29 protein-coding genes are annotated in these 26,697 nt (G+C 45.4%); 12 read left to right on the plus strand and 17 right to left on the minus strand.

The annotated features are described in order from the left end of the window. Window positions 1-162 precede the first annotated feature (162 nt). A complete protein-coding gene (locus BEN74_RS03035; protein ID WP_068909037.1) occupies window positions 163-2,187 on the minus strand; it encodes an NADPH-dependent 2,4-dienoyl-CoA reductase in 2,025 nt (674 codons plus the stop codon). A 170-nt stretch (window positions 2,188-2,357) separates the two neighbouring features. Between BEN74_RS03035 and BEN74_RS03040 the strand changes: the two genes are divergently transcribed. Together BEN74_RS03040 and BEN74_RS03045 are read left to right on the plus strand one after the other, a co-directional pair. Then, on the plus strand, window positions 2,358-2,930 hold the full coding sequence (locus BEN74_RS03040) for a PadR family transcriptional regulator (protein ID WP_068909039.1): 573 nt from the start codon (window positions 2,358-2,360) through the stop codon (window positions 2,928-2,930). Next, window positions 2,930-3,877 carry an alpha/beta fold hydrolase gene (locus BEN74_RS03045; RefSeq protein ID WP_068909041.1) on the plus strand — a complete coding sequence of 316 codons (948 nt, stop codon included), beginning with the start codon at window positions 2,930-2,932 and terminating at the stop codon, window positions 3,875-3,877. The genes BEN74_RS03040 and BEN74_RS03045 overlap by 1 nt, the downstream gene beginning before the upstream one ends. Here BEN74_RS03045 and BEN74_RS03050 read toward each other — a convergent pair. Both BEN74_RS03050 and BEN74_RS03055 read right to left on the minus strand, forming a co-directional pair. Beyond that, window positions 3,845-4,681 (minus strand): YwqG family protein, encoded by an 837-nt coding sequence (locus tag BEN74_RS03050; protein WP_068909043.1) that lies wholly within the window; start codon window positions 4,679-4,681, stop codon window positions 3,845-3,847. The genes BEN74_RS03045 and BEN74_RS03050 overlap by 33 nt on opposite strands. 90 nt (window positions 4,682-4,771) lie before the next feature. Continuing rightward, on the minus strand, window positions 4,772-5,686 hold the full coding sequence (locus BEN74_RS03055) for a LysR substrate-binding domain-containing protein (protein ID WP_068909045.1): 915 nt from the start codon (window positions 5,684-5,686) through the stop codon (window positions 4,772-4,774). A gap of 244 nt (window positions 5,687-5,930) precedes the next feature. Between BEN74_RS03055 and BEN74_RS03060 the strand changes: the two genes are divergently transcribed. Beyond that, window positions 5,931-6,836, plus strand: a complete 906-nt coding sequence (locus BEN74_RS03060) for a LysR substrate-binding domain-containing protein (RefSeq protein ID WP_068909047.1) — start codon at window positions 5,931-5,933, stop codon at window positions 6,834-6,836. On the opposite strand, the gene BEN74_RS19240 is transcribed toward BEN74_RS03060, so the two are convergent. Both BEN74_RS19240 and map read right to left on the minus strand, forming a co-directional pair. Continuing rightward, a complete protein-coding gene (locus tag BEN74_RS19240; protein WP_162898123.1) occupies window positions 6,793-7,005 on the minus strand; it encodes a hypothetical protein in 213 nt (70 codons plus the stop codon). The two genes, BEN74_RS03060 and BEN74_RS19240, sit on opposite strands and share 44 nt — an antisense overlap. A gap of 96 nt (window positions 7,006-7,101) precedes the next feature. Then, window positions 7,102-7,896, minus strand: coding sequence for a type I methionyl aminopeptidase (gene map, locus BEN74_RS03065; RefSeq protein ID WP_068909049.1), 795 nt, complete (start codon window positions 7,894-7,896; stop codon window positions 7,102-7,104). A 346-nt stretch (window positions 7,897-8,242) separates the two neighbouring features. On the opposite strand from map, the gene brnQ reads away from it, so the two are divergent. Both brnQ and BEN74_RS03075 read left to right on the plus strand, forming a co-directional pair. Then, on the plus strand, window positions 8,243-9,535 hold the full coding sequence (brnQ, locus tag BEN74_RS03070; protein WP_068909051.1) for a branched-chain amino acid transport system II carrier protein: 1,293 nt from the start codon (window positions 8,243-8,245) through the stop codon (window positions 9,533-9,535). Window positions 9,536-10,086: 551 nt separating this feature from the next. Continuing rightward, window positions 10,087-10,326: a hypothetical protein gene (locus BEN74_RS03075; RefSeq protein ID WP_068909053.1), complete on the plus strand. Its 240-nt coding sequence runs from the start codon at window positions 10,087-10,089 to the stop codon at window positions 10,324-10,326. Window positions 10,327-10,514: 188 nt separating this feature from the next. Here the strand turns inward: BEN74_RS03075 and BEN74_RS03080 are convergent, their stop codons facing one another. Then, entirely contained in the window at window positions 10,515-10,979 is a 465-nt protein-coding gene (locus tag BEN74_RS03080) for a hypothetical protein (protein WP_068909055.1), read from the minus strand. Between the two features lie 123 nt (window positions 10,980-11,102). Here BEN74_RS03080 and BEN74_RS03085 point away from each other — a divergent pair, with 123 nt between their 5' ends. From BEN74_RS03085 to BEN74_RS03095, 3 genes are all read left to right on the plus strand, one after another. Further along, window positions 11,103-11,963, plus strand: coding sequence for an alpha/beta fold hydrolase (locus BEN74_RS03085; RefSeq protein WP_068909057.1), 861 nt, complete (start codon window positions 11,103-11,105; stop codon window positions 11,961-11,963). 220 nt (window positions 11,964-12,183) lie between these two features. Then, window positions 12,184-13,548 (plus strand): amino acid permease, encoded by a 1,365-nt coding sequence (locus BEN74_RS03090; RefSeq protein ID WP_068909059.1) that lies wholly within the window; start codon window positions 12,184-12,186, stop codon window positions 13,546-13,548. Between the two features lie 216 nt (window positions 13,549-13,764). Beyond that, window positions 13,765-14,250 carry an Lrp/AsnC family transcriptional regulator gene (locus BEN74_RS03095; RefSeq protein WP_068909061.1) on the plus strand — a complete coding sequence of 162 codons (486 nt, stop codon included), beginning with the start codon at window positions 13,765-13,767 and terminating at the stop codon, window positions 14,248-14,250. A 12-nt stretch (window positions 14,251-14,262) separates the two neighbouring features. On the opposite strand, the gene BEN74_RS03100 is transcribed toward BEN74_RS03095, so the two are convergent. After that, a complete protein-coding gene (locus BEN74_RS03100) occupies window positions 14,263-15,039 on the minus strand; it encodes an NYN domain-containing protein (protein WP_068909063.1) in 777 nt (258 codons plus the stop codon). 16 nt (window positions 15,040-15,055) lie between these two features. Here BEN74_RS03100 and BEN74_RS19245 point away from each other — a divergent pair, with 16 nt between their 5' ends. Beyond that, complete coding sequence (locus tag BEN74_RS19245; protein WP_162898124.1) at window positions 15,056-15,226, plus strand: hypothetical protein; 171 nt, start codon at window positions 15,056-15,058, stop codon at window positions 15,224-15,226. Between the two features lie 490 nt (window positions 15,227-15,716). On the opposite strand, the gene BEN74_RS03105 is transcribed toward BEN74_RS19245, so the two are convergent. The 5 genes from BEN74_RS03105 to BEN74_RS19250 all read right to left on the minus strand — a co-directional run bounded on the left by BEN74_RS03105 (window position 15,717) and on the right by BEN74_RS19250 (window position 19,764). Then, window positions 15,717-16,517: an SDR family NAD(P)-dependent oxidoreductase gene (locus BEN74_RS03105; protein ID WP_171404878.1), complete on the minus strand. Its 801-nt coding sequence runs from the start codon at window positions 16,515-16,517 to the stop codon at window positions 15,717-15,719. Between the two features lie 132 nt (window positions 16,518-16,649). Continuing rightward, window positions 16,650-17,591, minus strand: a complete 942-nt coding sequence (locus BEN74_RS03110; protein ID WP_068909065.1) for an ankyrin repeat domain-containing protein — start codon at window positions 17,589-17,591, stop codon at window positions 16,650-16,652. Between the two features lie 81 nt (window positions 17,592-17,672). Beyond that, on the minus strand, window positions 17,673-18,056 hold the full coding sequence (locus BEN74_RS03115; protein WP_068909067.1) for a hypothetical protein: 384 nt from the start codon (window positions 18,054-18,056) through the stop codon (window positions 17,673-17,675). A gap of 259 nt (window positions 18,057-18,315) precedes the next feature. After that, complete coding sequence (locus BEN74_RS03120; RefSeq protein ID WP_068909069.1) at window positions 18,316-19,341, minus strand: hypothetical protein; 1,026 nt, start codon at window positions 19,339-19,341, stop codon at window positions 18,316-18,318. Between the two features lie 69 nt (window positions 19,342-19,410). Beyond that, on the minus strand, window positions 19,411-19,764 hold the full coding sequence (locus BEN74_RS19250) for a DUF2946 family protein (RefSeq protein WP_322900143.1): 354 nt from the start codon (window positions 19,762-19,764) through the stop codon (window positions 19,411-19,413). Window positions 19,765-20,667: 903 nt separating this feature from the next. On the opposite strand from BEN74_RS19250, the gene BEN74_RS03125 reads away from it, so the two are divergent. From BEN74_RS03125 to BEN74_RS03135, 3 genes are all read left to right on the plus strand, one after another. Next, window positions 20,668-21,540, plus strand: a complete 873-nt coding sequence (locus BEN74_RS03125) for a MetQ/NlpA family ABC transporter substrate-binding protein (RefSeq protein WP_068909071.1) — start codon at window positions 20,668-20,670, stop codon at window positions 21,538-21,540. A gap of 78 nt (window positions 21,541-21,618) precedes the next feature. After that, a complete protein-coding gene (locus BEN74_RS03130) occupies window positions 21,619-22,644 on the plus strand; it encodes a methionine ABC transporter ATP-binding protein (RefSeq protein ID WP_068909073.1) in 1,026 nt (341 codons plus the stop codon). After that, window positions 22,641-23,336: a methionine ABC transporter permease gene (locus BEN74_RS03135; RefSeq protein WP_068909075.1), complete on the plus strand. Its 696-nt coding sequence runs from the start codon at window positions 22,641-22,643 to the stop codon at window positions 23,334-23,336. The genes BEN74_RS03130 and BEN74_RS03135 overlap by 4 nt, the downstream gene beginning before the upstream one ends. 190 nt (window positions 23,337-23,526) lie before the next feature. Here BEN74_RS03135 and BEN74_RS03140 read toward each other — a convergent pair whose 3' ends face one another. The 5 genes from BEN74_RS03140 to BEN74_RS03160 all read right to left on the minus strand — a co-directional run bounded on the left by BEN74_RS03140 (window position 23,527) and on the right by BEN74_RS03160 (window position 26,684). Beyond that, entirely contained in the window at window positions 23,527-24,228 is a 702-nt protein-coding gene (locus tag BEN74_RS03140) for an IS1 family transposase (RefSeq protein WP_005005861.1), read from the minus strand. 194 nt (window positions 24,229-24,422) lie between these two features. Next, window positions 24,423-24,644 (minus strand): hypothetical protein, encoded by a 222-nt coding sequence (locus BEN74_RS03145; protein ID WP_086374426.1) that lies wholly within the window; start codon window positions 24,642-24,644, stop codon window positions 24,423-24,425. Window positions 24,645-24,828: 184 nt separating this feature from the next. Beyond that, complete coding sequence (locus tag BEN74_RS03150) at window positions 24,829-25,164, minus strand: hypothetical protein (protein ID WP_068907249.1); 336 nt, start codon at window positions 25,162-25,164, stop codon at window positions 24,829-24,831. A gap of 120 nt (window positions 25,165-25,284) precedes the next feature. Continuing rightward, window positions 25,285-26,036 (minus strand): IS5 family transposase gene (locus tag BEN74_RS03155; protein ID WP_416240761.1). Its coding sequence is split into 2 segments (ribosomal slippage): window positions 25,285-25,802 and window positions 25,802-26,036, totalling 753 coding nucleotides; the frame shifts between segments, so codons are not numbered across the junction. 60 nt (window positions 26,037-26,096) lie between these two features. Beyond that, entirely contained in the window at window positions 26,097-26,684 is a 588-nt protein-coding gene (locus BEN74_RS03160) for a DUF4365 domain-containing protein (RefSeq protein ID WP_068912572.1), read from the minus strand. Window positions 26,685-26,697 lie beyond the last annotated feature (13 nt).

A 26,697-nucleotide genomic window follows, 5' to 3' on the forward strand; every position in this document is an offset into this window, starting at 1 on the left:
TACAATAAAGGCGCATTCTCCCTCAGGGATGGGGAACACTGTTCCGCAAGGGAATGAGGGAAAAGCATGAATGCTTTTAGCAAATACCTCTCCCGAGCCTTCTCCTCACAGGAGAAGGCGCTTCATTGCATCTTTTTAAGCTGATGAACAAATGATTCTGTATTAAATCACCGCAGCCAATTCAGCGCCTTGGCGGATGGCGCGCTTGGCATCCAGCTCGCCGGCTTCTTTGGCGCCGCCAATCAAATGCACATTTTTGCCGTCGGCTTTCAGCTGTTCATACATTGCCGTGAAAGATTCCTGCCCTGCGCAAATAATCACATTATCCACTTCCAGCACTTTCGGCTGATCATTTACCGTAATATGCAGGCCCTGATCATCAATTTTGTCGTAGCTTGCGCCCGCAATCATCTTCACATCGCGGTGCTTTAAGCCGGTGCGGTGAATCCAGCCGGTAGTTTTGCCCAAGCTTGAACCGACTGAAGCTGTTTTGCGCTGCAGGAGGTAAATTTCACGCTCAGACGGTTCAAGCTTAGGCTGCTTCAAGCCGCCGACATGCGCATATTCGGTATCAATGCCCCATTCATCATAGAATTTTTCCGGGTTCAGGCTGCCGCTTTCGCCGGCATGGCTTAAGCATTCCGCGGTATCAAAGCCAATGCCGCCGGCGCCGATAATCGCCACGCGCTTGCCGACCGGCTTGCGCTCTTTCAGCACCTCCAGATACGTTAGAACTTTAGGATGATCAATGCCTTCAATCTGCAGCTGGCGCGGCGTCACGCCTGTTGCAACGACAATGTCATCGTAGTCAGATTTTGCCAATTCCTCATAAGTCGCCGTATGGTTCAGCACCAGCTTAATGCGCGGCTGCAGCTCAATTTTGCGCTTGAAATAGCGCAGGGTTTCATAAAACTCCTCTTTGCCCGGCACCGTCTTGGCAATATTGAACTGCCCGCCAATCTGATGCGATGCATCAAATACCGTGACATTGTGCCCGCGCTCCGCCGCATAAGTCGCAAAACTCAGGCCTGCAGGGCCTGCGCCAATCACCGCAATATTTTTTTCCTGCGAGGCTTCCTTAAACAGCAGCTCGGTTTCATGGCAGGCGCGCGGATTTACCAGGCACGTCGCAATTTTCATCGAAAAAATATGGTCTAAGCAGGCCTGGTTGCAGCCGATGCAGGTATTGATTTCATCACTGCGGCCCTGCTCGGCTTTCAGCACAAATTCCGCATCCGCCAGCATCGGGCGCGCCATTGACACCATGTCCGCATGGCCTGAAGCCAATACATGCTCCGCCATTTCCGGCGTGTTGATGCGGTTTGAAGTAACCAAAGGCACGTTCACCAAGCCTTTGAGCTTTTCAGTCACCCAAGTGAAAGCAGCCCGCGGCACCTTAGTGGCAATCGTCGGGATGCGCGCCTCATGCCAGCCGATGCCGGTGTTGATAATTGTCGCGCCGGCTTTTTCAATTTCCTTGGCCAGCTGCACCACTTCTTCAAAAGTTGAACCGCCATCAACCAGATCCAGCATCGACAGGCGGTAAATGATAATAAAGTTTTCACCGACCTCTGCGCGGGTGCGCTTGACGATTTCTATCGGAAAACGGATGCGGTTTTCATAGCTGCCGCCCCATTCATCATCGCGGTGATTGGTACGGGCCGCAATAAATTCATTAATCAGATAGCCTTCAGACCCCATAATTTCCACGCCGTCATAGCCTGCATACTGGGCAAGCTTGGCACAGTTGGCAAAGTCGGCAATGGTCTGCTCAACTTCCGCAGAAGTTAAGGCATGCGGCTTCACCGGGTTGATGGGAGCCTGAATGGCAGACGGCGCGACATTGCCGGCCTGATAGGAATAGCGCCCGGTATGCAGGATCTGCAGGGCGATTTTGCCGCCAGCCTCATGCACCGCCTGCGTCACCACTTTATGCTTGTCGGCTTCTGCACGCGTATCCAGCTTATTGCCGCCGACAAAAGTCAGGCCCGCATCATTTGGGGAAATGCCGCCGGTGACAATCAGGCCAACACCGCCTTTGGCGCGCTCCGCATAAAAGGCCGCCATGCGCTCATAGCCGCCCGGCGCCTCTTCCAGACCGACATGCATTGAACCCATCAATACGCGGTTTTTTAATGTGGTAAAGCCTAAATCCAATGGCGCGAGTAAATTTGGATAATTAGACATAATCTCTCCTTAGCGTGCTTATGTGCTGGCTGTTTTTATGCAGGCTGCGGCGCATTTGAGTTCCGCCGCAGCAATTATGCAATTTGTTGCATACTTTTATATTCGAGATTTGATTTTTATGCAACTTGTTGCATAATAAAACTTGTTAAAAAATATAAGCCGTTTTCCCTATGTCTTTAGCTCATGTCCTACTGACCAGCCTGATTGAAAAGCCCAGCACGGGCATTGAACTGGCGCGCCGCTTTGACCGCTCCATGGGCTTTTTCTGGAATTCGACTCATCAGCAGATTTACCGCGAGCTGAGCGCCATGCAGCAAAAAGGCTGGATTTCCCCAATTGAGGAAGATGACGCCGCCAGCCGGAAAAAAACCTATCAGGTTGAGCTGCTGGGGCGCACAGAACTGGCGGACTGGATGGTCAAGCAAAGCCCGCCCGGACAGCTGCGCGAAGAACTGCTGGTGCGCCTGCGCGCCGAAGCCCAGCTTGGCGGCAACACCGCGCTGCCGGAGCTGGAGCGCCATTTGCAGCTGCATCAGGACAACTTAAGGCTGTATCAGGCCATTTTCGCCAAAGATTTTGCGCATGCGGATGAGCACGACCGGACGCTGTTTATTCATAAGAGCATTCTGCAGCTGGGCATTGATCTGGAAATCGGCTGGATTAACTGGCTGGAAAATTTAATTCCCGCGCTGAACTCCTTTGATGAAAGCAGTTCAAATCAAGCCAAGCCTAAGGAAAACTGATGCCGCACTACCGCATGCCGGACGGCGAACAGCTTTATGTGCGTGAATACGGCCAAGGCCAGCCGGTGCTGGTTCTGTCCGGCTTGGGCATGCAGAGCTGGCAGTGGCATCCGTTTCTATACCGCTTCCGCAGGGATTTTAAATTCATTATTCCTGACTGGCGCGGCTTCGGCGGCTCAAGCCAGTGCCGGATTCCGCAGCTGGATGCCATTTCCAGCCACTGGCGCGACATTGACTGCCTGCTTGGGCAGTTATTAGCGCATGACAAGTTCAGCCTGATTGCCTATTCCATGGGCGCAACCGCCGCCATGCATGGCATGCAGTATGGCAATTTCGCCGCCAAGATTCACAGCTACCTGCATATTGACCAAAGCCCGAAAATTTCAGCCGATGCATCCTGGCCTTTTGGCTTGCTGGGCGGCCAGCATGCTGCGTTTCTGCAGCAGCTGCAGCGGATTTCTGCCCTATTGGCCCGGCATCCTCAGCTGACGCAGCTTCAGCAGCTGAATCTTCAGGAGCGCCATCAGCTGCTGGAAGCATGGCTGGCATTCATCCGGCTGCAGACTCGCAGCCGGAGCTTTACGCCGTTTTTCTTTCAGCAGGCCCTAAAGCAGCCGCGCCTGCACCGCCATCTGCTGCCAATGCAGCGTCTGGATTATTTCGCATGGTATGTGAACAGTTACCTGCATCACCGGGAAGATTACCGGCAGGCCATTTGCCAGCTGGACTGCCCCGCCACCTTTTTTATCGGCGAGCAATCCAGGCTGTATCCGGCTGAAGGGCAAAAAATCATTGCCGGCAGCGCCGCGCAATCGACAGCGGTGCTGTTTAAAAAATCAGGGCATGCGCCCCTGCTGAGCGAACCGCTGAAATTCAGCAGGGAAATCGGCCGCTTTTTAAAGCGCAGCCTAAAATCAGCTGCAGTCCCAATTATACAAAACCTTTGAAAAATCGCGCTTTTTCAAATCATCAGGATGAATAAGGAAATTTCCGACGCCTACATCCCCCCACATAATTTCCCTGCCGCCTTCACTGTCGCTGTCCAGCTGGAACAGCAAGATATAATCCTGAATTTCAGGGTTATATTCACGGGGATCAGACTGGGTGAAAAACGGATAGCCGCCTAAGCGGTGGCCTGTTCCCGGAAATGCCTCAGCATAAGGTTCGATAAAATCATCATAAAAATCGTCGCCTTCATACTGGCTTTCAAATTCACCCAGCTGCTCTACAGATAAAATTTTCCGCCCGAAAGCGAAATCTGTGCAGCTGATCGCCTGCTGCCCTAGCAGGAATTCAACAGCATATTGCGCAGTCAGAGGAAAAGGCGTCAGGCATTCATCATCATTAAATTCAATGTCGCTGAAATCCTGTTTCAGCTGCTGAATATCTTCAACGACACTTTCAAAATACAGCACTCTGAATCCGGATTGCGCCTGCTGATCAGCAAAATTCATCCCGTATAAATCATCAGCAGCAATATAAAACTGCAAAATGCCTTGCGCCGGGAACTCAGGCAGCGCCGGCATTTCCGCCAAATTAATCTGCGCCAGCAAAATTAAAGGCTGGCCTTCAGCGCTTTTCGGATATTCCGTTTCCAAAGGCAAGTAGGGCCGCCCGCCAATTTTACTTTGCCACAAACTTAATTCTGGCTGCGGGGTTAAAGCCATCGTGACCGCTGGCTTGGCTGTGGCTGCAATTTTTTCTTGGTACGGCTTAAATACCGCAGATAAAGCCGGAAAATCAAATCCCATAATTTAGCTCCCAATTCATAATATTAAATAAAAACTTATATCAAACAGTCAACTTAATCAAAATAGCAGCCGCCTCTGCTTAAAACCCTTTTAAAAAACCCGGCGGTCATATTCAATCGCTTCTAAATCATACACCTGATACACACAGTCAAACAGCGGGCGGGCATAGCGCCCTTCATCATCATTGCGCACAATCAAATAAATCGGGCTGACGGCTGCGCTGTCCGCCAGCGGCAAGTAATTGACATGCCGGAACTGCATCATTTTGACGCACTCCGGCACAATGCAGACGCCCTCTCCGGCCGCCACCATGCCCAGCGCCTGCTGCAGGCCATCCAGCGCATTAAAGCGCTTCGGCTCAAGGCCGTATTCCAGAAACAGCGACTTCACATGCGAGGCATAGCCCAAGCCGGACTGCGGCGGATAGGCAAAAATCTGCTCATCGTTCAATTCCGCCAGAGAAACGGCGCGGCGCAGGTTGGCCAAAGCATGGCTGGAATGCACCGCCACCACCAGCCGCTCTTCGCGCAGCAGTACCCGCTTCACCGCCTGATCTGAAATCCGCACACGGCCAAAACAGGCATCTACCCGCCCTTCCTTCAAGGCCTTAATCTGCTCCATGCCGTTAAGTTCAATCAGCTTTACATTTAAATTGGGGTGCTGCTGGCGGAACAGGTAAATAATCCGCGGCAGCAGGCCGCACAGCAGGGAGCTGCTGTAGCCAAGCTGGATGGTGCGCTCGGTCATGCCTGCGCGCTGGGTAATCAGCTTGATTTCTTCCGCATTGGATAGCAGCTTCAGCGCCTGCTGATAAAAAAAATGCCCCACTGCTGTGGTGCGGAGCGGACGGCTGCCGCGTTCAAACAGGGGCGCGCCCAGTTCCAGCTCCAAGTTTTGAATTTGCCGGCTTAAAGGCGGCTGCGCAATGAACAGTTTTTCTGCTGCCTTGGTAAAGCTTTGCGCTTCAACCACGGCAACAAAATAGCGTAAATGTCTTAATTCCATGATCAATCCTCATGGCGTATGGCCTGCAAGATGCTGCTCAGATTAACTGCGCGCTGAACCCGCATTCCTTTCGGTTCAGCTTTCAAGGCCAGTTTAAGCCAACATGCTACGTGCATTCTACAGCCTTTCGAACGCGACTTTAGTCTTGAAAATTGCGCAGCGGGGCCTGATAACAAATATCATTTGACAAAGTGGAACGGCTGCTTTTAATTTGCTGATATTGTTGCAAATATGGAATATTAAAATGCTCAGCGATTTGGATGATTTTTACTGTTTTGCCCAAGTGGTGGAACACGGCGGCTTCAGCGCTGCCGAACGCGCCACAGACATTCCCAAGTCCAAGCTTAGCCGGCGCGTTTACAATCTGGAAGAACGCTTAGGCGTGCGCTTGATTCAGCGCAGTTCGCGGCATTTTGCAGTGACTGATATCGGCATGAATATCTACCGCCACGCACAAGTCATGATGAACGCCGCTCAGGCTGCCCATGATCTGGTTGACCACCTGAGCACCAAGCCGCGCGGCGTGATTAAAATCAGCCTGCCGGTTTCCATCGCGCAAAATGACATTGCCAGAATTCTGCCGAAATTCCTGAAAACGTATCCGGAAATCAAAATCCAGATGATGGTGACCAACCGCCGCGTCGACATCATCAATGAAGGCTTCGATTTGGCGCTGCGCGTGCGCGACAATTTGGACGACGACCCGAATCTGGTAATCCGCAAATTTGAAACCATTGAGCAGCACCTGTTCGCCAGTCAAGCCTACCTGAACCAGTACGGCGATTTAAAGCAGCCGGAAGACTTGGCTCAGCATCACATCCTCAGCATGGCGGATGAGCATTTAGATCAGCACATTGTGGTGCATGATGATCAGTCCCATCAAAAGAAGATCCGGGTCAACCCTGTCATTATGGGTTCAGATTTAAGCATGCTGGCGCAGCTGGCCTGCCAGGACTGCGGCATCGCCCTGCTGCCGGACAGCATTGTACATGACCATTTGCAGTCCGGCGCGCTGGTCCGGGTGCTGCCGAAGTGGAAAGCGCCGCACGGCATCTTCCATGCAGTCTACCCTTCACGGCGCGGCCTGCTGCCGGCAGTGCGGGTATTCATTGACTATCTGGTTGAAAATTTAACCAAGTCAAAAACTTAAGGCAAAAAAAAAGCTTATCCAAATAAGGATAAGCCGAAACTTTAAATACAGAAACTACAGCAGAATCTGTTAAAGCAAGAATACCGAGAATCACGCTTTCAGTTAAATAGAAAATTGCTCTAAGCCGGAGCTGCTGTTTTTCTGAAAGCGCTGCTGTTAAAGCATTCATCCATATAGACTTATTGCTAATTCATCTTTTTTCTGCCGGCAGCGCCGGTTTTATAGACTAAAGTCGCAACTCTTTTATTTATATCAGTTTTCCTGCTTAAATTTCCGCATAGCTGCCCGTGCCTTCCGGCCACGGCGAAAGCAGCTCAAAGCCGTCATCGGTCACCGCAACCATATGCTCCCACTGCGCCGACCATGAACGGTCTGCAGTCACCACAGTCCAGCCGTCTTTCAGTTCCTTGGTGCGCGCCTTGCCGGCATTCACCATCGGCTCAATGGTAAACACCATGCCTTTTTTCAGCTTCACGCCTTGGCCCGGCTGGCCATAGTGCAGCACGCTCGGCTGCTCGTGGTAAATCTTGCCGATGCCGTGCCCGCAGTATTCGCGCACAATCGTATAGCCTTCGCGCTGCGCCACCGTTTGAATCGCATAGCCGATATCGCCCAGCGTTGCGCCCGGCTTGACGGCATGTATGCCGGCCACCATGGCTTCATAGGTGGTTTCAACCAGGCGCTTGGCTTCAGGCTGAACCGCGCCGACATAGTACATGCGGCTGGTGTCGCCAAAATAGCCGTCTTTAACAATCGCCACATCAATATTGATGATGTCGCCGTCTTTTAACACCGTTTTCGCCGACGGAATACCGTGGCAGACGACCTCATTCGGCGAAATGCAGGTGGTTTTGGTATAGCCGTAATAGCCCACGTTTGCAGGAATGATCTTTAACGTATTGACAATAAAGTCATTGCAGATGTCGTCCAGATATTCAGTCGTTACACCCGGCTTGACATGCTCCCCGATCATTTCCAAAACCTGCGCAGCCAAACGCCCCGAAATGCGGAGCTTTTCGATGTCCTGCTCAGTTTTAATCGTGATATTGGAAGCCTTCATTGCAACACCCTCAGATAAGATGCTGCTGATTATAGACCTTTTAAATCTTTTTTGCGCGCCCGGCCCGCGCGATTGCGCCCGCAAGGCAGCCTCCCGCCTGCGCAATTTGCAGGCAATTGAACCGGCATCATAAAAACCCGTAAAAATAGCGCAAACCCATATTTTATAATATGTTTTTATATTTCATGCCGATAATCAACCATCTACATCAAACAGAATTTTATTTTCCGATATATTGATTTTTAATATTATAAAAAAAATTAATAAGATCCATAAAATAAACTCCAAAAATCATTGCAATTGCACTAAAATTGCCTCTTTTAGCCGATTCTCCTCCCTTAATTTTATGACAAATCTCCGTACCAGAGATATTGTTGCCCTAGGTTTTATGACCTTCGCGCTGTTCATTGGCGCAGGCAACATTATCTTTCCACCGATTGTGGCTCAGCAAGCCGGTGAACATGTCTGGCTGGCTGCTTTAGGTTTCTTAATCACCGCAGTTGGCCTGCCTGTTATCACCATTGTGGCGTTATCCCGCGTAGAAGGTTCCATTCAGCTGCTAAGCTCCCCGCTTGGCAAAGCTGCCAGCATTCTGCTGACAGTCGTCTGCTACCTGGCGGTAGGGCCTTTATTCGCTACACCGCGTACCGCAACCGTTTCTTATGAAATCGGTTTTTCTTCCTACTTTGGCGACTCATCCAGCAGCCTGCTGATTTACAGCATTGTCTACTTTGCGCTGGTGACGGCGGTCTGCCTGTATCCAAACAAAATTTTAGACACCGTCGGCTACTTCCTTTCGCCATTGAAAATTCTGGCTCTGGTGGTTTTAGGCATTTCCGCCTTCTTAATTCCAACCGGTGATGTGCCGCCTGCAATTGACAACTATGTCAGCAGCCCTGTTTCTGAAGGCATCGTCAACGGCTACCTGACCATGGACACCTTAGGCGCGCTGGTCTTCGGCATTGTGATTGTAAAAGCCATTACATCGCGCGGCGTAACCGACAAAAAACTGGTAACGAAATATGCGGTGATTGCCAGCATCATTTCCGGCATCGGCTTGACGCTGGTCTATGTCAGCCTGTTTAAACTGGGCATGGGCAGCCATGAATATGCTCCAAATGCAGCCAACGGCGCAGTGATCCTGCATGCCTATGTGCAGCACGCATTTGGCGATATGGGCGCGTATTTCCTCTCTGCAATGATTTTCATTGCCTGCATGGTAACTGCTATTGGCCTCACCTGCGCCTGCGCGGAATACTTCTCCAACCTGACTAAAATTCCTTACAAGATCTTTGTCTTCATTTTAGTCGGCTTCTCCCTGCTGATTTCAAACTTAGGCCTGACCAAGCTGATTGCGGTTTCTGTACCGGTTTTAAGCGCAATTTATCCGCCGGCGATTGCCGTGATTCTGCTGAGCTTCTGCACAAAATTCTGGAACCAGCCATCGCGCGTGATGATGCCTGTTACAGCGGTTGCGCTTATTTTCGGCATTTTTGACGGAATGAAAGTTGCCGGTTTTGATGACGTATTGCCTGCATTCCTGCAGAACTTGCCGCTGAATGAGCAAAGCTTAGCGTGGTTTATTCCATCTGTGATTGTTCTTGTGATTGCTGCAGTGATTGACAAAGCTAGAAAATAACCTTCCAGCGATGCGCCTAAAATCTGATTTTTACCCAAATGACGATTTTACGATGACCAATAATTGCTATGTTTTATCCAAATGTGCTTTTATTTGTCTCACTGTATCGGCGGCAGCGCCATATTCTGAAGCGGCCAGATTCCAGCCGCCAGCTGTTGCCAAAATAACGCGGCCTGCAGCGCCTGATCCCAAAATAATTAAAATTCAATTACCTTAGTCCAAACAACGCTTACATTTCCTCCATTCTTTCTGCGCAGTCAGCGCCTAGACTATTCCGTTCCGCAAAATTATGCTCTTGGCATACATATTGCTTGCCTTATTACAGGCGGATATTGCATTGATTTTTCTCAATCTAACCCATAGCGCGCCAATATATGCAGTATTTACCAAATTAATAATGGTATTATGTATAGACTATGATCTAACATAGATATATGACAAAATAATGACATTTACTATTGAAATGCTTTTGAATAAGCAGTAAAACTGTAAATGTAATGCTTACTGGAACAATCAGGTTTCAGCAGTAAACAACAAAAGGAGGGGTGGAGATGTTATCAATACATTTCAATAAAGAATTCTTCATTAACGCTCTAAAAGCCAATAAGAATATGGTGACTTTTTTAAGCACCACTATTGCGCTGATGCTTACGTTATTGCTTCAAGGCTTAATGCAGGGAAACTTAAGGCTTGAATACTTTGGCTATGCGCTGATTGTCTCATTCGCTTTCTTCCTCTGGGCGGCGATTGATGAAAAGTACCGCAAGCAGAAAAACACCGATTACTTCTAAGATAAGACAGATGGATGATCCGTCATCCATCTAAAAAAAGCGCAATAAACTCAAACTCCAAAGCTTTCCGCAAAAATCTGCAGGCCTAAACCTGCATTCCTGAAAACACAAATCTCATAAGCATCCTCTTAAAGATGCCACTTAGCCGCTGCCCCATTTTAAAGCAGACTCTGCGCCCGCATTTCAGGCTATGCATAAAAATTCCAGCCCGTTCCCAGCAGCAACAGCGCTGTCGCCCCGACTTCTCCCGCAATCAGCAGCAGCATCGCGCCTGTCATCATCCAGTTCGGCAAAGTCATTTTTGCACCCAGCCGGTGCGGCGTTTTAAACTGATTGGAAGTATCCTGCAGCCAGCCGTGCAGCGCATAGCTTAAAATTGAAAAAGAGAAAAACACCAGATTGATGGCCACGCACAGCAGATTCAGCCAGGCCGAAAAAGCCGAAAAATAAGCCAAAACCGCCAGAATCAGCGAGGCTGGCGCATACAGCAGGCTGCTCCGGTGCGCAATATCTACATAATAGTGCGCGCGGGACTGCACGGATTGCCGGATCTGCCAGTATTTCCAGACGCCTGTCAGCATGCCTGTCCACAGGAAAATTCCGCTGAAAAGAACCGCCAGCTTTACCGCTGCGGTGAATTGCGCTGCATCCATATCGTTCTATATTTCCCTTTGCATATTGAAATCCGCGCTGACTTTAAAGTCACAAACTCATCAAGTTTCTTTTTGGAACCTGTGTAAAGTAACAGCGATAAGATCAACTTTTTATGAATAATTATGTCTCAATTTGAAGCATTTACCCTGACCTGTAAAGACGGCTACAGCTTAAGCGCCCGCTTTTACGCGCAGCGCGGCGCAAACCTGAACAGCCTGCCGGTGCTGATCTGCCCTGCAACCGGCATTACCAAGCAGTTCTACCACAGCTTTGCAGCCTGGCTCAGCGAACAAGGATACAATGTTCTGGTGTTTGATTTCCGCGGCATTGGCGACTCACTGCACGGGCCATTAAGCCAATCCAGCGCCAGCATTGTGCAGTGGGGCCAGCTGGACATTCCGGCAGCCATTGACACGCTGTTAAATAAAACCGGCGCGCAGCAGGTGATTCTGCTGGGCCACAGCGCCGGCGGGCAGCTGCTGGGCATTGTTCCAAACCATCACAAAGTGGCCAAAGTCATTGCCGTTTCAGGCTCCACCGGCCATGTCAAAAACCTGAAAGGCCGCACCAAGCTGCTGGCGCCGGTCATGTTCAAGGCGATTTTCCCTGTGGCGCGCCTAACCCTCGGCTACGGGCCAACCAATGCAATCGGCATGGGCGAAAACCTGCCCAAAGATGTTGCCCGCCAGTGGGCGCAGTTCTGCAGCAGGCCGGGCTATGTCATCAACGCCATTGGCCGAACCGTGCATGAAGATTTCCATGCCGCGGTGCAGGCGCCGATTACCGCGCTGTGGTCTTCAGATGATGAGATTGCCACCGAAGCCAATGTCAAAGACCTGCTGCGCCTGTACCCGAATGCGCCAACCGCCATGATTGAGCTGAAGCCCGCCGAATACGGCCATAAAGGTATTGGCCATATGCTGATGTTCAAAACTTCGCATCAAAACCTGTGGCCTGCAATTGCAGCCCAGCTGCAGGCTTAATGCAGCCCATATACCCGGCCCAGTGACCCGCCAGCCAAGCCCGCAATGCGCTTGGCTGGCTTTCTTTTCGCCGCCAAACCCCGTAATTTGGGCAAAAAACGCGCCTATTGATAAATTTAATTTTATTAATAGATAAATAAATATTATATTTCCATCACGAATTTTTATTAAGTCATAGCGCATGCATTTTCGCACTGCATGCGCTAGAGATGGATGAATCATGTCTGCACAACAGCAACGCCAGCTTAAGCATGGGCTGAGCAACCGCCATATCCAGCTGATTGCTTTAGGCGGCTCTATCGGTACGGGCCTATTTTTAGGCATTTCTCAAACCATTAAACTGGCTGGCCCCTCGGTTATTTTCGGCTACGCGCTCGCGGGTTTAATTGCATTCTTTATGATGCGCCAGCTGGGCGAAATGGTGGTGGAGGAACCTGTCAGCGGCTCTTTCAGCCATTTTGCCTATAAGTTCTGGAGCCCATTTGCCGGCTTTATGTCCGGCTGGAATTACTGGGTGCTGAACGTTCTGGTCTGCATGGCGGAGCTCAGCGCAATCGGCCTGTATGTGCAGTACTGGTGGCCTGAAATTCCCACCTGGATTTCTGCGCTCGGCTTCTTTGTGCTGATCAATGCCATTAACCTGCTGCATGTCAAAGTCTTTGGCGAAACAGAATTTTTATTCTCCATGATTAAAATTTTGGCCATCATCGGCATGATTGCTTACGGCGCATGGCTGCTGGCCAGCGGCCAAGGCGGCGAAACTGCATCAATTTCCAACTTATGGGCCTTAGGCGGCTTCTTCCCCAACGGCATTTCCGGCCTGATCATGGCCATGGCGATCATCATGTTTTCCTTTGGCGGAATTGAGCTGGTCGGCATCGCCGCTACCGAAACCAAAGACCCGACCACAACCATTCCTAAAGCCGTCAACCAGATTGTTTACCGGGTTTTGCTGTTTTATGTGCTGACGATTATCGTCCTGCTCTCGCTGTTTCCGTGGAATCAAATTGCGGAAGGCGGCAGCCCCTTTGTGCTGATTTTTGACTCTCTGGGCAGCCAAGGCGTAGCGACTGTGCTGAATTTTGTGGTGTTAACCGCGGCGATTTCCGTCTATAACGGCACCAGCTACGGCACCAGCCGCATGCTTTTGGGTCTGGCGGAACAGGGCAATGCCCCGCAGTTTTTAAAGAAAATTAACCGGCGCGGCATTCCTTACGCAGCGATTTTATGCTCTGCGCTGGTGACTTTGCTGTGCGTGGTGCTGAATTACGTATTCCCGGAAAAAGCCTTTAAGCTGCTGATGAGCTTGGTGGTTTCAGCGATTGTGATTAACTGGATGATGCTGGCGCTGACCCATCTGAAGTTCAAGCAGCGCATGCTGGCGCTGAAAAAGCCGACCCTGTTCCCTGCGCTGATTTATCCTTTCAGCAATTACATCTGCATTGCATTTATGCTGGGCATTTTAGCGGTAATGTGGCTGACGCCGGACATGCGCATTGCGGTCGCGCTGATTCCGTTTTGGATTGGCTGCCTGACCTTGACTTACTGGCTTAAGCAGAGGCAAGTGAAGCAGCAAGCGCAATAGATAAGTTTGCAGACAGCGCCGTTAAAGGGCACCCTTCCCCTTAAAGGCGCTGTCTGCGCATCAAAGCCAATCTCCCAAATGGCTTTGACTGAATAAGCTTATTGTAGCCATGGCCCGCCCCAAATGTTTCTCTTTTATTTGCTGGTTTTCTAGAATTATCAGGAAATATTTTCACAAAATACGCCTTATAAAGAAAATTATTCTCAGGAATACCTCATGAATGACAGTCGCCACGCTTTAGATAAAATTGACCGCCGCATTTTGTCTGAACTCCGGCAAGACGGCCGCCTGACCGTAACCCAGCTGGCTGAAAAAGTCGGCCTCTCCTCTTCGCCCTGCTGGACGCGCTTGAAGCGGCTGGAAAATTCAAAGATTATTGAAGGCTATACCGCCAACATCAATCCGAAAGCCATTGGCATTAATGAGCTGTTCTTTATTGAAATTACGCTGGAACGCCATGATGACGAAATTCTGGAGCAGTTCAGCGATACGCTGGCGCATATGCCGGAAGTAGTGGAGGCGCATCTGGTGACCGGCGACTATGATTATTTAGTCAAAGTGGCGGTGAAAAATGCCGAGCACTATGAGCGCTTTCTGCGGAAAAATTTATACTCCATGAAAGGCATCCGCCACACCCGCTCCATCTTCGCGCTGCGGCCTTTGAAGCAGGCCAACAGCGCCGACCTGCTGATGATTGAATAATCAGCTGAATAATCAGGCGATGCGGCTTTTCGCATGCTTCGGGCGGTATGCGATAATCGATACCGTCCCCTTGCCCGGGTATTTGGTCATTTCAAAATCACTGCTCAGCTTTTCAACAATTTGCGGAATTTTTTGATAGCCGTAGCTTCTCGGGTCAAAATCCGGCTTGACCCGCTTTAAGAAATTTCCGACAGCGGCGATATTCACCCAGCCCTCATCATCCTGATACTGCTCCCAAGCCTTATTCAAAAATGAAACCAGCGTTTGAATATCCTTCAGCTTTTCCAGTCCGGCAGGCTTATGTTCAGCATCCGCCGCGGCCGGCCCCGCAACTGCAGGCTCATCGCCTTTTAAGTTTTCGATGAAAATAAAGTCATCGCAGGCATTTCTGAAAGATAATGGCGTTTTCTGCCCGCCGACGCCAAAGACGAAAAGCTCTTCCTCGCGGATTCTGGACGCCAGCCGGGTAAAATCGCTGTCGCTGGACACCAGCGCAAATGCATCATATTTTTTGGAATAAAGCAGATCCATTGCGTCAATAATCATTGAGGCATCTGTGGCATTTTTGCCGCTGGTGTAGGAAAACTGCTGTATCGGCTGAATAGCCAATTCATTCAGCGAGCTTTTCCAGTTTTTCAAATATTCAGATGACCAGTCGCCATAAGCCCTTTTGGTAATGACATGCCCATGCGCATTCAGCTCTTCTAAAATAACTTTAAGTTTCTTGCATTGCGTGTTGTCAGCATCAATTAATATGGCAATTTTTTTATGATCTTCTAAATTTTTCATCAGGCATCCTGCAAAAGTGAAGAAAAAGCTTCAGCTCTTATATGTATATGATGAGTCTTTTATTTTCAATCATTTAAATCAAAATTTACCCGCTATGGCTGCGATACAAGCAAAAGCAAGGTGGGCTAAACCAAAAGCGCTGGCCGCTTTTCATCTTTTGTGCTTTAATACCCGCAGTATGAGATGAGCCTCTTACAGTGTGCGCCTTAGATGCGCATACGACTAGCCCCTAACCATGGGGCTTTTTAATTTCAAAAATTAACAACTTATAATTAATAAGCCTAATACTGGCGTAACAGCAAAGTTACCCGCAGCTATTTTTTCTTTTCTAAAACGCTTATATCATCTAAAAAAAGTGCCAGCGCTTGGACTGGAATCTACACGGAAAGCTCATTCAAAACAGCGAAACACTGCTCAAATAATGATCTTTAAACATAAGAAGTCAGTTAAATAGCCCAATCGGTTAGGATTGAGCTATTAAGCTTTTATTAAGCAAATGATTTATATTGGAATAAAAAAGTATTGCGCATAATCCGTATTGTGGTGATTTTAGGAAAATTTACCAATAAAGATAATTTTTGGATAAAAATATAGTAAAAAATGGCGCAAGCGGAGGTTTGAGCAGTCATGAAACAGAAACCAATACAAGCCCGCTGTCATGCATCTCTAGCGGTACTCTATGTCAGGTTCAACCCTCCATCTGACAGCAAAATCTCTCCAGTCAGGTAGTCCGAGGCTACAAGCATGGCGACGATTTGGGCGATATCCTCAGGTCTGGCTGCTCTGCGCATGGGCGAACACTCCCGCCAAAGCTGTTGGGCAGCTATCCAATCCTCCGTCAAAGGGGTATCTACCAAACCCGGAGCAACGGCATTCACCCGAATATTTGGGGAAAGTGATACGGCAAGCAGGCGGGTAACATGGTTCAATGCGGCTTTGGATGAGGCGTAAGGGATTGATGCACCCTTGGGCCGAATGCCCGCATGTGAGCTTACATTAACAACACAGGCTGGGCGGCCGTGCCGCGCTGCATCTCTCAAAGCGGCTTCTGCTTCTGCTACAAGTCGAAATGGGGCTACCACATTGACCTCATGCAGCTCGTTCCAGATGGCAGGCGAAGCAGCCATAAGATCTTCATGAGGAATAACGCGGCTGATGCCAGCATTGTTGATAAGGACATCAAGCCGCCCCTGCCAGGATATAGCCTCCTGGATCAGCCTTATCCTGTCAGCATCCTTGGCTAAATCAGCTTGGATGTATATAGCTTTTCCCAATTCAGCGGCTAACGCGAGTCCAGTTTCTACGGAACTGCGCGAGTGCAGAACTACAGCATACCCCTCGCTGGACAGCCTGCGTGCTATCGCAGCGCCGATGCCCGACGTGGAACCAGTCACGAGGGCAACAGGCAAGGTACTATTTAGGATTTGGATCAAAGAATACTTCTCCTCTTTGCTGATATATCTTGAAATTTCAGCCATTACACCACATCGGCATTAATGTAACGAATTTAATATAATTGCCATTATATGAAATCAAAAAACATTTAAGGCAATGATATATAATTAATTTTTCAATTTCATGTAACGCGTATTATGTTAATTTTAGATAACCTAGTTAAAAGCTTCTAAGTACTTTATTAGTTCAGTTTTCTCTTGTTTTTGTGCTCTTTCAAATGCTGTTTCTTTGTATTTATTTTTATGTTTCATATCTATTCCGTATTCAGCTAAGAACTGCAATCCGTATAAATTATTATAATCTACGAAAACATGTGGCATTTGGAAAACTGGATCTTTACCTAATGGGTCACAACCTAAATCTATCAGTAATTTATAAATTTCAGCGTTCTGATTGAGTCCAGCAATGACCAAACCCTTTTGCATCACTGCCCTAATAAAATATTCTTTAAAGTGATCAAAAAAATAAAATACCATTTCATCAGAATATCTAAATGCCAATTCAAGCGGTGTGTATGAAAATGATTTTTTCTTTGGATCGGCACCTAGCTCTAATAGTTTCTTTGCTAATTTAATATTATTCCCTTCAATGCTTAACCCCAAAGGTGTTCCTACACCCTTGAGATTTCTATTTAATTCACCTTTACTTATTTTTTTTGAAAGTAAAAAATCTATCTGATCCACTAAGTTAAGATGGCAAGCATATACAAGTGTCTGTTTTATTTTTTCCTGTGAAAGGCTTTCTTCTAATTGAGTTTTTCGTTCTGCATCAAATGGGGTCACCGCATAGATTTGATATAGAATTAATTCCATTGCATCATCCCAAAATAATTCAGGATTGTAGTTCGTGTGGTGGATTATTTTTCTATCAATAGAATAATAGCTGTAAATCCCATTATTTAATTCATCACTATTCATAAGATCATGTATTTCAAGAAAAATGTCATCAGTATTTCCTATATTTTTGAATTCTTTTTTATCTGTTTCATAAACAGTTGCATACCTTAAATGATTGGTTTTATTTAGCATAAGGAAAAAATCATGCGTAATCTTTAAGCCATCAACTTTTCTTAAAATTGTATCTATCGTTGGATTCATGGGCTGAATTAAATATCATAAATTTTCGTTTAGTATAAAAGAAAATTTCTCGAATATTGAGCCAATTTAACATAATGGCTATTATTCGAAATTTTTAAGCTGTCTATATTGCAATGGGTCTATTTGCAGTGCGACTGTTTGTACGGTTAAGGAGTCGTCTAGCTTCTGCCATTTTTCTAAAAAATAGAATTGATCTAATAAATACACTGTAGAAGATGATGCAAAAAAAATTTCGACTTTCAACTTCGTAGTGTTTTTGATCGTTTTAATTGAATAAATATCAAATTGATTTTTATTATTTAAAATAAAGTTAAATAAATCACTACTAATTTCAATAATTTTTTCAATCTGCTCAAATCCATATTCCAAATAAACATTGAGATAAAAATTATTAGAATATTTGATAATTTCAAAATTAGTCTGAAAATTTGATAGGTGAAAAATCTCTAGATAATTTTTTTCCAAGTAATTCCTCCTTAAATTGGTTCTATCATATTAAGGCTTCTAATAATTATTTAACATAAATCTCTTATGCAAAACCCTCACTTGAAGGCATTTACAATAGCGCCATGCTTTGCCTTACAGTCATTATATTTGGCCACGGCATCAAGGCCAAAGCATTACAGCTTTGCCCTGCCCTGATTGCAGCTTCTGCAAATCAGCGCACAGCCCAAGAATGGATCTTTAAACATAAATATTTAAAGATCCCTAACAAACTGAGCTATTAAAATGCCTTACTGATAGAAACGTTCCAAATATTGTCTGTCCGCTGCTGTACGCCATTTAGATTTTCATTGATAGGCGTCATAAACTCTACACCCGCACGGACACCGCCTAAAACAGGAATAATCGAGTTCACACCTACGCCAGCAAAAGTCTGTTCACCGCCATAATTTCCCTGGATATCTGCTGGCGAACTATGATTGTGAGACACTTTATAATGTCCTTGCATGTTATCGGTATTACTATACTGGATACGTGCTGAAGTACTGAAATTTGGATGCCAGAGGTAGCTTAGCCAAGCTGTAGCACTGCGCTGATCACCAGCGTAATAGCCTAAATCATTTAAATCATCAAATAGCGGCTGGCGAGTTGAAGCCTGTATCCCCGCTTTCACTTTATCTTCAGTATAGACATAAGTCACGCTTGGAATTGCCTGCCAGACACCAGCTCCTAACTGCATGCCATAATGTACTGGTTTGCCGTCATTCCCATATTTTTTATAATCGCCAGTTGGCGCAGACAAACCTAAAGTTGTGATGACTTGGTGTTTGCCATTATCAAATGCCCGATAAGATGCGCTGATGACCGTATCTCCCCAGCCGTCAACACCATGCGAATGTGCGCCATGATCATTCCCGCCGCCATGATTTCCGTGTCCTGAACCTGTCTGGTTCGGGTTTGTGTCCATTGTCATGTCCATGCTCATATACATTGGCATCAACATCAACGTTAAATTGTCTGTAGGGGCATACATCACATGCAGCATATGCATATACATTTCATGCTCTTTAGTGAGCATGCTGTAGCGTCCTAAAGATTCAGGCGCGGCTTGATCTGAACCCTGATAATAACCGCTATCCTGATTCATACGCTGTACATTATAGCCCAGCATCCATTCACCTTCTTTATGAAGGTGCTCATACATGACACCTGCAGGCGCATGCCCATCTGCACGCGGATGCGCTAGAACCTGTTGAGTAAAACTTAAAGAGATTAATGCGGTCAGAAGTAATTTTTGAAATTTCATGGCTTTTCCAATTAATAGATAAATCTAGTCCAATGGCATATCAAATGCCATTTAAAGTAATACGCAGAGTTAAGCTATTAATTGAGGAGGAGCTTGTTTATAAGGATATTGAAAAGGTATAGGTGTTAATTTTATTGATTCATAACTGGGAAAAAAATCAGGTAATGTCAATATTACCCATTTAACTTCATATAATGCCGGTTCTTTTTGACTGTCAGCAATCAGATGATGCAAAACACAGAGATTGCATTCTGGATGATCATGCTTGCCTGAATGAGGCTCGGCATGAACTCCATGAGAATCTTTTTCTGCATGATGAACAGAAACATCATGCAGCTTTAGACAAAAGACATCCTGAAGCTGCAAGTGCTGAGGCAAAAGCGGCGAAAGAAAGACCAATGCTTGCATAAATAGCGCAAACATAGACAAGAATAAACCTGTATGAATGACTTTCTTTCGAATCACAATAACCTAATACCTATGGGGCATCAGGTGCAGGAGTATACTGAAAGCCCTCAAATAGATAAATAAATTTTAAATACGATCCATCCCCATTTCACATGATGGCTGCGATACGAACTGGAAATGCAAGTCCCAATTTAAAATCTCCGCTGTTAGAATATTCACTTTGGAGATTTTCCCAGCGGACGGTTTGATCTGTTGCCGCCTATGCCGGATACAGAACTTAAACGGTTGCCGGCATCACCCGCGAAAAGTTAAATTCTGTTGATAAACAGCATGTTCAATGAATTTCTTCACCGTACGCGTAACCATTTCAACCCATACCCGCGGTTCTAATTTTGCTTTTTCCTAATCTGCGCGCGCCTGAATTATGCTACAGCATGCCTGCATCGCGGCGCCTGCTGCTGCATAAGCGATTCAGCAGCTTTTGCGTTTTTATCTATTTTTTAGCTTTCTATGTTATAAAATCTTATATAGCGCCCGAACCGGACAAAAAATCCGGACAAATAATTTAAATAAAATTAATATATTGTTTTCAATATTAATTTAGTTGAATCTTCACTCTTGCTATGCAAAAAATGAGCTAAGCATTCAATTTATAATCACTATAATGCATAAAAAAAAATTGTTATGATTGTGCAGCTTAAAAGATAATCTGGACAATAAACAGCGCTTTGAATGCCGGCCTGCTGTTTCCAGCTTATCGTTTTTGCCGCTATGCGACTGATATCTGATTGCATCCCATGACTGGAGATTTTAAAGTCCTATGCATCAATCAGTTTTTGACTGATTCAAGCTTGATTTAATCTCTCTACTGCAGATTCGCAAACTTAAAGCCATAATTAAATTATTTAGGATGAATACATGAAAAAGCTCCTCGGTCTTGTACTTGGCCTATCAGTTGGCTTAGCCGGCTGCAGCAAACAGGAAGCGCCTGCAGCCGATGCAGCGCAGCAGAAAGACGCGGCCGCAGTTCAAACCGTCACCATGGCCTCTACCGGCTCAGATGCTGACATCTGGCGCTACATTGCAGGGCTGCCTGAAACCAAAGCGGCCGGCATTCAGCTGGAAGTGAAAAACTTCACCGACTATGTTTCCATGAACACAGCCGTTGCCAACAAAGAAATTGATGTCAACGCGTTCCAGTCATATGCCTACATGGTCGCATTCAATGCCAGCAATGAACAGAAAATTGCCCCGCTTTCCACCACTTATTTAGAGCCGATGGGCATTTACTCCAGCAAAGTGAAAAAGCTGGATGAGTTCAAGACCGGCGCTACCATTGCCATTCCAAATGACGGCGCAAACGAGTCGCGCGCTTTGCTGCTGCTTCAGTCTGCAGGCTTAATCAAGCTGAAAGCCGGCTTTGACGATGTAAAAGGTACGCCAGCGGATATTGCTGAAAATGCTAAGAAAATTGTAATCAAGCCAATTCAGATGGCGACTGCCGTACGCGTGAAAGATGAAGTTGACGCGATTGTTTTAGGCAATACTTTAGCAATGGAAGGCGGCTTAAACGTGCTGAAAGATGCAGTTTACTATGAGCCAACCGACCAAAGCACCAGAATGAATGTCAACGTTTTAGCGGTGGCAGCTGACCGTCAGAATGACCCAGTGCTGAAAAAAGTCGGCGAGCTGTATCATACCGAAGCGGTGAAGCAGTACGTGCAGGAACACTTTGGCGGCACAAAAATTGATGTGAATAAGCCTGTAAGCTATCTTACAGAAGCAAAATAGTAATATACTTTGCACATCTAAACAGGCAAATTCACTTTGCCTGTTTTTCTTTTATCTTTAGCTTTAGCTCTTGACGATATGATTCAATTTAAAAATATTTCAAAGCACTTTGAACTGAAAGGCCAAACTGTTACAGCGCTGGATCAAATCAATCTGGAGATCCCGGCGGGCTGCATTTTTGGCATTATCGGCTACAGCGGTGCAGGCAAAAGCACCTTAATCCGCCTGATTAACCTGCTTGAACGCCCAAGCCAAGGCCAAATCATTATCAATGATAAAGACTTTACGGCTTTGAATGCGCGCGAACTGCGTCAAGAGCGCACCAATATCGGCATGATTTTCCAGCATTTCAATCTGCTGCAGACTAAAACTGTGGCGGAAAATATTGAAATGCCGCTCACGCTGCTGGGTGTCGGAAAGGCTGAGCGCCAGAAGCGCCTGGATGAACTGCTGGAATTCATTGACCTGAAGCATAAAAAAGATGCATTTCCGGATGAACTGTCCGGCGGTCAGAAGCAGCGTGTCGGCATTGCCCGCGCGCTGGCGAATCATCCTAAAATTCTGCTGTGCGATGAAGCGACCTCTGCGCTTGACCCGCAGACCACCAAATCGGTTTTGGCCCTGCTGAAAAAAATCAATCAGGAACAAGGCATTACCATTGTCATGGTCACCCATGAAATGGATGTGATTGAAACCGTCTGCGACTATGTGGCCGTGATGGAACAGGGCAAAGTGATTGAACTGGGTTCTACGCTGGATATCTTCAGCCAGCCGCAGCACCCGACCACTAAAAACTTCATTCAGACCGTGCTGCAGCAGCAGCTTCCGGTCACTATTTTAAATAATTTAGAAAATACAAATCACAACAGCATTTATTGCCTGAAGTTTTTAGGCAGTTCAGCTCAGGAAACGGTCATTCAGTCTGTCATTAAGCAGTTTGACGTCAGCCTGAATATTTTATTTGCCAACATGACTGAAATTAACGGCTCGGTGATTGGGCAAATGTTTATTCAGCTTTTGGGCGAGCCTGCCGTCATTCAGCAAGCGGTTCAATTTTTGGAGCAAAGCGGCGTACAGGTTGAGCAGTCAGGAGTGCAGCGATGAGAGATTTAATTGTCCAATGGCTGACTGAAGTCACTGCGCCGTTCTGGAAAAGCTCGCTGTCGATTGACCAGTTCGTGACTGCCCTGCAGGAAACCTTCCACATGGTGTTCTTCGCCATGCTGTTCGGCTGCATTTGGGGCTTTATTCAAGCCATTATTCTGTTTACCTCCCGCCCTGCCGGCATTTTGCCGAACCGTATTATTTATCACGGCCTGAACCCGATTGTGAATGCGCTGCGTTCCCTGCCCTTTATTATCCTGCTGATTGCGGTGATTCCGCTGACTAAAGTCCTGGTTGGCACATCGATTGGCACTTGGGCGGCTATTGTGCCTTTAACGATTTATGTCGGCCCGTATATTGGCCGCCTGATTGAAACTTCTTTGCTGGAAGTGAATGAAGGCATTATTGAATCCGCGCAAGCGATGGGCGCTTCGCCGTGGCAGATTATTTTCAAGTTTGTGCTGCCGGAGTCACGCAGTTCGCTGATCTTGAATTTAACCACAGCAACCATCAGCCTGATTGGCGCAACCGCAATGGCCGGCGCAGTTGGCGCAGGCGGTATTGGCGACTTGGCGATTTCTTACGGCTATCAGCGTTTTGATACCAGCGTGGTGATTTTAACTGTAATTGTGCTGCTGATTTTAGTGCAATTGGTGCAAAGCCTAGGCGACTGGCTGTCACGCATGCGCTAAGCGCTTCTTTCGTTTTTTAAAGCCTGCAGAATATGCAGGCTTTTTAATGCTTTGCCTCTAAATAATCATTCACACCTAACCTTATTAAATATGGATATGCTATTTTCAGCGTTTTTCGATATTCAACACGAGTATAAGATAGAATGGTCAAGCTTAAAAAGCCGGTGGTGTTTTAAAAAGTATGCTGACATTAAATGAAGCCATTATTGATGTAAAAGAAGGTTAAGTCGAAGGCTTTAAAATGGTTTTCAAGCTTTTTGGAGAAATTGCAACTTCTTCTAAAACCACGCCTTATTCGATGCCTTATTTTGCAATTATTACCTTCAATTCCTACAGTAAACAACTTACCAATACTTTGCTTGCAGTTTTTAAAAGCAGTGATGAAACTGTCCCAATGATCACTTGCAATTCGGGTGTAGTGAATACCTAATTGTTTAAGCTTTGTCTTCAACCTTTGGACTGTAGCTAAATCTCTCTTACCCCAAACATAAGCAACAATCTCACCTGTTTCTCGATGGTAGGCGTAAATAAGCCATTGTTTATTATTTTTATTTCCAACAAAAGTCCAGAATTCATCTACTTCGAGAGATTCATAATGACTTTGTTTAGGCTGAATTTGATAGGCCGATTCAGTTAAAGTCCGTAAGACTTTACCGATACTAATGCGCTCAACTTCAGCGATATCTCGTATACCGCTGCCTCTGACCATTAACTGTAATATTTTACGAGTAATGCCAGAATTACATCCTAGATAGCTCAGAGCATGGTCACCAATAAACTGACGTTTGCAGTCTTTGCATTGGTAGTTTTGTTTCCCATCTACTTTGATGCCATTTTTCTTTATACTGTCACTGAGGCAGGTTGGACATTTGATTTCTAGAGTTATTTGCATTTCTCTATTTTATCAAAATTCAACCTGCTTTTTTTTAGCATACTTTTTGATACACCACCAAAAAGCCTAGGGCATTAAAATTATAAGTAATACCAATAATTTAGTTTTGGAAGTTTAAAAACACTTATCTTCACATGCCCTAAGAAATAAAAAGATTAAGTATTCAACTTATAAAATAATGACAAAATAGACAATTAATTAGACTCGATGTCATACACCCAGTTTCGTGCTTGTTGGTCTGTTGTCGTTTCACATACATAGTAATCTTGATCCCACGCGTCTTGATGGAAGATTTCCATTTTTCGATAGGTCACTTGTTTGCCATTTTCCACACAGATAAAGCTATCACCTTGGTCTTTGACTTGAGTTCCATTGAGGAAACCACCAATACAGAGGGATCGGGATTGTGAAGGCATTTTTTACACACAAAAAATATAATGACGTATTTTACATCATTTTAGAGGTTGCATATTTAGATCAAATAAGATTATAATTTTAATGCAGTTTTTCTCAATGCTAGTTCAAGAATTGTCCTATAAAGACAAAATTGCGTGTAGTCTTTTCAAAAACTATATTCGTTTTAGTGTTACCCGTTGGGATTTACTGCATTTCTCCTCTTCTTTTTTCAAAAACTGAATAAAACCAAATTTTTTCACTAATTACATTTCCTTTAATATCTATAATTTTATCTCTCTTTAATATTACTTGTACTAAGCTGCTATCTCTGTATGTAAAAGATACCAATGCTTTCAAACTTAAATAATCTCGAACCAGTATCAAACCATCACCTTTATGGTAAGCAATTTCAATTCTCTCCCCTAGTCTTTGATAATCCTTTATTAATCTAATCATCTTTCTGGCGACTGGTAATAGCAACCAAGATGCTACTATCCTGTTATTCGCTCGTCCTTTGCGTGTGATATGTTTCCAACCCATTCTATTAACTAAAATGCGTCCTAATTTAGGATGGAAATGTTCATTAGTATTTAAGGCCCAGTTTTTATAATAATTCCAAGCTTCCCTTTTTAAATAAGTGTTTTTACCTAGGGCGTGTCCTCATTTGGCTTTGCACCAAATAAACATGCAAGCAATGTAAATCATAGACTGATAATTTCGTGCAAGCTTATCAAATCGGGTTGCAATCGCTCGAAAATGTTTTAACCTCGCAAACGCATTCTCAACTAAATGCCTTAATCGATATAGATATTTATCAAATTCTTTATTTAATCTTTTACTATTTGATCTCATTGGAATAATTGGGATCATATTTTTATTTTTAATAAATATTCTGATGGTCTCAGCATCATATCCCTTATCTGCAATTAAATAATCTGCTTCTTCTACAACCTCTATCAATTGCTCTGCAACTTGGCTATCGTGGACTTGACCCCCAGTGATTTTAAAATCAATCGGTAATCCATTCGCGTCGGTTGCAAGATGTATTTTTGTTGTTCGCCCACCACGTGATTGTCCAATTGCTCTTTCGAAACCATTCCGAGCTCCACTTGCATGCTGATGCACGCGTATGTAGCTTCCGTCAATGAATACCCATTCTTGATCCAAGACGCCTCGTAATCTAAAAAAAATTTATTCCACAATCCCTTACTTGCCCAACGATTAAAACGATTATAAGCAGTTTGCCAAGGACAAAATTCTTGAGGAATATCACGCCATGTCGCGCCTGTACGCAGTTTCCATAAGATAGCTTCCATGATATTTCTACTATTCTTTGAACAGTAGCAACCGTGCAATCGCATTGTATCCTGGATTTGCTGCCAAATATTATCTGTTAAAAGAGTACGTGCCATTGAATAATATTGAAATACAAGTAATTTGGAATATTATTTTAAGTCTTTAAAATCCATTCTTCAAATGAGAACACGCCCTAGTGCTATTGGTAAACAATCATCATTTTTGATAAATAATTTATCCAACTTGTATTCATTAACCTTGTCACCGCATAATTTATGAAATTCACTCTTTGTATGTAAATTTAACTTATTTTTCTTAGGGACTCTTATTAAATTCCTATTACTCTGACAATAAGCAGCATTATCTTTCAAGTCTACCCAATAGCCATCCAATGCTTTATTATCTGGGTTATCAAAATTATAATTGTCAGCATCAATAAAAATTAAGATTGATGGCGACTCAACTTTATTCCATCTTTCACGATGAGATTCAATATAATCACTACCAACTTTAACTCCAATATGATCTGGGTCTATGTTTCTAAGAACTTTATACCCACCGGTCTTACCACATTTTATTTGAACAAAAATCACACCTCCCGTTTCAATAACGTTACTTCTACCCTTTCGCATTATTATCATGCCATCAAAAGCATTATCATTTTTAGCAAAATAGTCCTGCCAGCCACAAAAAATACGATTCTCAATAAAACCTGTAACCGTTTGCACACCCAAATTATCTAAGATTCTATTGTCTATTCTCATAAAAAAAGCCCCA

Source organism: Acinetobacter sp. WCHAc010034, assembly GCF_001696615.3.
GTDB lineage: Bacteria > Pseudomonadota > Gammaproteobacteria > Pseudomonadales > Moraxellaceae > Acinetobacter.

Coding starts and splice junctions, on each gene's coding strand:
- BEN74_RS19240 (WP_162898123.1), bottom strand. CDS start 7,005: ATGAATGCTTTAACAGCAGCGCTTTCAGAAAAACAGCAGCTCCGGCTT.
- BEN74_RS03145 (WP_086374426.1), bottom strand. CDS start 24,644: ATGCCTTCACAATCCCGATCCCTCTGTATTGGTGGTTTCCTCAATGGA.
- BEN74_RS03095 (WP_068909061.1), top strand. CDS start 13,765: ATGAATGACAGTCGCCACGCTTTAGATAAAATTGACCGCCGCATTTTG.
- BEN74_RS19250 (WP_322900143.1), bottom strand. CDS start 19,764: ATGTTTGCGCTATTTATGCAAGCATTGGTCTTTCTTTCGCCGCTTTTG.
- BEN74_RS03045 (WP_068909041.1), top strand. CDS start 2,930: ATGCCGCACTACCGCATGCCGGACGGCGAACAGCTTTATGTGCGTGAA.
- BEN74_RS03055 (WP_068909045.1), bottom strand. CDS start 5,686: ATGGAATTAAGACATTTACGCTATTTTGTTGCCGTGGTTGAAGCGCAA.
- BEN74_RS03050 (WP_068909043.1), bottom strand. CDS start 4,681: ATGGGATTTGATTTTCCGGCTTTATCTGCGGTATTTAAGCCGTACCAA.
- BEN74_RS03105 (WP_171404878.1), bottom strand. CDS start 16,517: ATGGCTGAAATTTCAAGATATATCAGCAAAGAGGAGAAGTATTCTTTG.
- BEN74_RS03140 (WP_005005861.1), bottom strand. CDS start 24,228: ATGCAAATAACTCTAGAAATCAAATGTCCAACCTGCCTCAGTGACAGT.
- BEN74_RS03080 (WP_068909055.1), bottom strand. CDS start 10,979: ATGGATGCAGCGCAATTCACCGCAGCGGTAAAGCTGGCGGTTCTTTTC.
- brnQ (WP_068909051.1), top strand. CDS start 8,243: ATGACAAATCTCCGTACCAGAGATATTGTTGCCCTAGGTTTTATGACC.
- BEN74_RS03110 (WP_068909065.1), bottom strand. CDS start 17,591: ATGAATCCAACGATAGATACAATTTTAAGAAAAGTTGATGGCTTAAAG.
- BEN74_RS03035 (WP_068909037.1), bottom strand. CDS start 2,187: ATGTCTAATTATCCAAATTTACTCGCGCCATTGGATTTAGGCTTTACC.
- BEN74_RS03060 (WP_068909047.1), top strand. CDS start 5,931: ATGCTCAGCGATTTGGATGATTTTTACTGTTTTGCCCAAGTGGTGGAA.
- BEN74_RS03075 (WP_068909053.1), top strand. CDS start 10,087: ATGTTATCAATACATTTCAATAAAGAATTCTTCATTAACGCTCTAAAA.
- BEN74_RS03150 (WP_068907249.1), bottom strand. CDS start 25,164: ATGGGTTGGAAACATATCACACGCAAAGGACGAGCGAATAACAGGATA.
- BEN74_RS03120 (WP_068909069.1), bottom strand. CDS start 19,341: ATGAAATTTCAAAAATTACTTCTGACCGCATTAATCTCTTTAAGTTTT.
- map (WP_068909049.1), bottom strand. CDS start 7,896: ATGAAGGCTTCCAATATCACGATTAAAACTGAGCAGGACATCGAAAAG.
- BEN74_RS03040 (WP_068909039.1), top strand. CDS start 2,358: ATGTCTTTAGCTCATGTCCTACTGACCAGCCTGATTGAAAAGCCCAGC.
- BEN74_RS03130 (WP_068909073.1), top strand. CDS start 21,619: ATGATTCAATTTAAAAATATTTCAAAGCACTTTGAACTGAAAGGCCAA.
- BEN74_RS03125 (WP_068909071.1), top strand. CDS start 20,668: ATGAAAAAGCTCCTCGGTCTTGTACTTGGCCTATCAGTTGGCTTAGCC.
- BEN74_RS03135 (WP_068909075.1), top strand. CDS start 22,641: ATGAGAGATTTAATTGTCCAATGGCTGACTGAAGTCACTGCGCCGTTC.
- BEN74_RS03100 (WP_068909063.1), bottom strand. CDS start 15,039: ATGAAAAATTTAGAAGATCATAAAAAAATTGCCATATTAATTGATGCT.
- BEN74_RS03085 (WP_068909057.1), top strand. CDS start 11,103: ATGTCTCAATTTGAAGCATTTACCCTGACCTGTAAAGACGGCTACAGC.
- BEN74_RS03160 (WP_068912572.1), bottom strand. CDS start 26,684: ATGAGAATAGACAATAGAATCTTAGATAATTTGGGTGTGCAAACGGTT.
- BEN74_RS03090 (WP_068909059.1), top strand. CDS start 12,184: ATGTCTGCACAACAGCAACGCCAGCTTAAGCATGGGCTGAGCAACCGC.